We start from the raw sequence: 1,535 nt of genomic DNA, 5'->3' as shown, positions 1-1,535 counted from the left end.
GTATATCACTAAGCGTTCTGATCGTGATCATCTTACTATAAAGCAACTACCAGACATTTTTATGACAAGGAGGGGTTATGAGTGTCAATATCATTTTTCGGATCGCAGCCGTTGGAATTCTTGTAACGATCCTTGTGCAGGTCTTAAAACATTCCGGAAGAGACGAACAGGCATTTTTGATCACACTTGCCGGTCTGATCCTTGTTCTTGGCTGGGTGATCCCGTATATCTATGATCTGTTTGAAAGCGTCCAGACACTTTTTACGATATCCTAGAGATTGGAGGCGAATACTAAGATGATAAAAGTCGCAGTCTTTGGGATCGTTGCAAGTCTGATCGCCATGAAGATCAAAACGATCCGTCCAGAGATCGCAGTCGTGATCGCAGTGATCTCAAGCATTCTTCTAGCAATGTATGGACTAAAACAAATGGAGGAAATACTAACCGTGTTTAAGATGATCCGGTCCTATTCAAAAATCCCACAAAGCTACTTCCAGATCCTTTTAAAACTGATCGGTATCTCCTTCATCTGCGAGTTCGCATCCAATATCTGCAAAGACGCAGGACAGGCATCGATCGCAAAGCAGATTGAGTTTGCAGGAAAATTAGCGATCCTGATCGTTGGACTTCCAGTCTTTGAATCGCTGCTTGGAACGATCCAGAAACTATTAGGAAATGGCACATGAAACAAAGAATATTCCTGCTAACCTTGCTATTTTTACTGATCCTTACAAGAACAAATGATATTTCAGCCAAAGAAACAAAACTCAACGAAGATATGTTTACCAATGTGGAAAACACCTTAAAAGACAAAGAGATCGATCTATCTTATACACAATTAGTAAAACAGCTGATCCACGGAAATGTAAAAGGTGTTCTGCATACGATCAAAGCCAAAATGAAAGAGGGCTTTTTAAACCGTATGTTGATCCAAAAAGACCTGATCAGAGAAATCCTTCTGATCGCATTTACCGCAGCCATCTTTAAAAATCTGTCCGATTCCTTTTTTCAGCAAAGCACAGCCAATAGTGCATTTTATATTACTTATGTGATCCTATGCGGTGTCATGGTACATTCCTTTTTTTATTTAAACAAAACAGTGACGCAGCTTGTTACCTTAATGGCAGATTATATGAAAGGAATGATCATGGCATATTCACTGGCTGTTGTCTCAACTTCCGGGATCACGACATCAACGACAGTTTATGAATTTTATCTTCTGCTGATCTATGCAATGACAACCCTTACAAATGTTGTATTACTTCCGATGATCAAGATTTTATTTGTCTTAAAGATCATCAACCATATATCAAAAGAAGAACATTTTTCAAGACTATGCAAAACGCTCGAAGGTGTGATCAAGTTCTTGCTCAAAGGATTCCTAAGTGTCCTGTTAGGAGTCCAGCTGATCCAGTCGATGATCCTTCCAGCTGTTGATTCCATGAAAAATACAGTTCTCCAAAAAGGAATGAGTGCCATTCCAGGAATCGGAAGTGGTTTAAATTCAGCCATGACCATGGTCATCGGTTCGGCAG

At 39.9% G+C, this 1,535-nt stretch carries 3 protein-coding genes; all 3 read left to right on the top strand.

Annotated features, from left to right (window positions below; genetic code table 11):
• Nucleotides 1–77: 77 nt before the first annotated feature.
• A complete protein-coding gene (gene spoIIIAC / locus U0M88_RS09910; RefSeq protein WP_008391038.1) occupies nt 78–275 on the top strand; it encodes a stage III sporulation protein AC in 198 nt (65 codons plus the stop codon).
• A gap of 21 nt (nt 276–296) precedes the next feature.
• Nucleotides 297–686, top strand: coding sequence for a SpoIIIAC/SpoIIIAD family protein (locus U0M88_RS09905; RefSeq protein WP_008391037.1), 390 nt, complete (start codon nt 297–299; stop codon nt 684–686).
• On the top strand, nt 683–1,535 hold an 853-nt coding region (locus U0M88_RS09900), incomplete at its 3' end, for a stage III sporulation protein AE (protein ID WP_331869703.1). The genes U0M88_RS09905 and U0M88_RS09900, both read left to right, overlap by 4 nt.

The organism is Faecalicoccus sp. (genome assembly GCF_036552745.1).
In the GTDB taxonomy this organism is placed as follows: Bacteria; Bacillota_I; Bacilli_A; order Erysipelotrichales; family Erysipelotrichaceae; genus Faecalicoccus.
This window is presented reverse-complemented; position numbering and strand designations above follow the sequence as displayed.

Coding starts and splice junctions, on each gene's coding strand:
- U0M88_RS09905 (WP_008391037.1), top strand. CDS start 297: ATGATAAAAGTCGCAGTCTTTGGGATCGTTGCAAGTCTGATCGCCATG.
- spoIIIAC (WP_008391038.1), top strand. CDS start 78: ATGAGTGTCAATATCATTTTTCGGATCGCAGCCGTTGGAATTCTTGTA.